Annotated in this window: 3 protein-coding genes; 1 reads left to right on the top strand and 2 read right to left on the bottom strand. The window is 76.3% G+C overall.

Annotated elements, in window-relative coordinates; genetic code table 11:
- Window positions 1-344: protein-tyrosine phosphatase family protein (locus DKL51_RS31455; protein ID WP_124813106.1), on the bottom strand; the 344-nt coding region annotated here is incomplete at its 3' end.
- A 121-nt stretch (window positions 345-465) separates the two neighbouring features.
- Window positions 466-1,722 carry a glycosyltransferase family 4 protein gene (locus DKL51_RS31450; protein ID WP_109947424.1) on the bottom strand — a complete coding sequence of 419 codons (1,257 nt, stop codon included), beginning with the start codon at window positions 1,720-1,722 and terminating at the stop codon, window positions 466-468.
- Between the two features lie 120 nt (window positions 1,723-1,842).
- Between DKL51_RS31450 and DKL51_RS31445 the strand changes: the two genes are divergently transcribed.
- Window positions 1,843-2,149 (top strand): arsenate reductase/protein-tyrosine-phosphatase family protein (locus DKL51_RS31445; protein ID WP_498070967.1); only part of this gene is annotated, 307 nt, incomplete at its 3' end.

Below are 2,149 nucleotides of genomic sequence, written 5' to 3'. Positions count from 1 at the left end.
GCCGGGGTGGGGTCGGCCGGCAGCCCGTCCAGGACGGCGAGCGCGGCGAGCGCCGTACCGGTCCGGCCGACCCCACCCCGGCAGGCCACCTCCACCCGCTGCCCGGCGTACGCCCGGCGCAACGCCTCGTGCAGCGCGTCCAAGGCGTCGGCCCGGTCGAGCGGTACCCAGAAGTCGGGCCACCGGATCCGCCGGTGCGGCCAGGGCGGGAGCGGCCCGGGGGCCAGCAGGAGGGCGAAGTCTGCGGGCGTGGCCGCGGCCGCGATGCGCCGGCCCCGCACCTGCGCGCCGCCGGGCAGGGTGACGAGTCCGCGCCCGTCTGCCCACGGCTCCCCCGTTTCCATCCGGCCATTGTGGCCCGGGAGTGGTCCGGGCACGCCGGTGCCCGCCGAGCCGTCCGTTCGGCGGGCACCCGGAGCCAGCGGTCCTGGTCGGTCGGCATCGGCCGGCCGACCAGCCGGCACACTACGTCGGCGATTGTCGGCCGGTGACCGGGCTGGCGACCCCACGGGCCTTCCCCGCGACCTGGTAGATCAGCTGCTCGACCCGGTCCACCCCGGCCCGCAGCGACATCTCCCGCAGGTACGCCTCCCGTCCCCGGCGGCCCATGTCCACACGGGCGGGCGGCGGGATGGTCGACGCCAGCCAGAACCGGTCCGCCAGCGCCGCCCAGTCCTCCGGCGGGCAGGAGAGGCCGGCCCGGGCCCGCTCGACGAGCTCCACCGTGTCGCCGCCGGCCGAGGCGACCACCGGCGAGGCGCAGGAGAGCGCCGCCTGGAGCTTCCCCGGCACGGTGCCGTGCAGTTCCGGAAGGTCGCGCAGCATGACGAGCTGGTAGTCGGCCGCGGCGTACAGGTCCGGCATGTCCAGCGGCGAGCGCCGCTCGACGAACCGGACGTTCTCCGCCCGAAGGTCGGCGGCGAGCCCCCGCACCCGCCGCTCCTCCGCCCCGGACCCCAGCAGGACCAGGTCCATCCGGTCGTCCAGCGCGGCGGCGGCGCGGACCGCGGTCTCCAGTCCCTGCCGGACGCCGATCGTCCCGGCGTGCATGACCACGCACCGGTCGTCCCGGCGGATCAGCTGCCGGGCGGCGCGACTCGGCTCGGTCGGCTGGAAGATCCGCTCATCGGTCCAGTTGAGCACGACCTGCACCCGGCGCGGATCGGCGCCGCCGTCCACCGCCAGCCCGTGCATCGACGGCGCGCTGACCGCGATCCCGTCGGCCTCCTGGTAGATCCGGCGCATGGTGGCGCCGATCCGCCCCGACCATCGCTGGGCGTCGACTCCCCGGGCCGGGTCCTCCTCCGCCCAGACGTCCTGCACGTGCAGCACGGTCGGCACCCGGCCGAGCATCCGGAGCAGGCCCGCGGTGGCGAAGGTGGTCGCCGGAAGCTGGAGAACGTACAGGGCGTCGATGTCGTGGAAGTAGCGGGGACCGGTCAGCGCGACGCTGCCGGCGAACGACAGCCAGCTCGCCATCCGGGCCCGGGTGGACCCGTCGCCGCCGGCGTACCGGGGCACCCGGCGGACGGTGAGCCGCTCGCTGCGGGTCTGGTGCCGCCAGCGCTGCCGCCAGCCCCGGTAGACGTGCCCGCCCGGATAGTCCGGGAAGCCGGTCAGCACGCGCACCTCGTGCCCGCGGGCGGCCAGCTCCTCGGCCAGGCTGCCGGGGATGAACGCCGGCTCCGGCGGGAAGTGGTACGACAGGATGCCGATCTTCATGGCCGTCCTCCCGGCGCGGCGTCCCGGCACCGGGGCAGCGGCACCTCGTACGATGCCGACATCCCCTCCGCCTCGAGCCGTGCCGGCCGGAGCGCCGCCGTACCGACGAGAGGGGTCTCCGTGGCCGACCGGCTGCTCTTCGTGTGCCGCGCCAACATGTGCCGGTCACCCATGGCGGAGTACCTCGCCCGCCGCCTCTTCGCCGACTGGCCGGTCACCGTGGCCAGCGCCGGCACCGACGCGGTCGACGGCGCGCTCATGCATCCGTACGCCAGCCGGGTCGTGGCGTTGACCGGCGCGGACCCTCGCGCGTTCCGCACCCGCAGGCTGGGGCCGGATGACCTCACCGGCGCCGCGCTGGTGCTGACCGCCACCCGACGCCAGCGGTCCCGGTGCGCGGCGCTGGCGTCGGGTGGCGGTCAGCACC

This window comes from Micromonospora globispora, assembly GCF_003857015.1.
In the GTDB taxonomy this organism is placed as follows: domain Bacteria; phylum Actinomycetota; class Actinomycetes; order Mycobacteriales; family Micromonosporaceae; genus Micromonospora; species Micromonospora globispora.
This window is presented reverse-complemented; position numbering and strand designations above follow the sequence as displayed.

What these genes read in the sequence shown, in the direction of transcription:
- DKL51_RS31450 (WP_109947424.1), bottom strand. Translation starts at nt 1,722, where the DNA reads ATGAAGATCGGCATCCTGTCGTACCACTTCCCGCCGGAGCCGGCGTTC.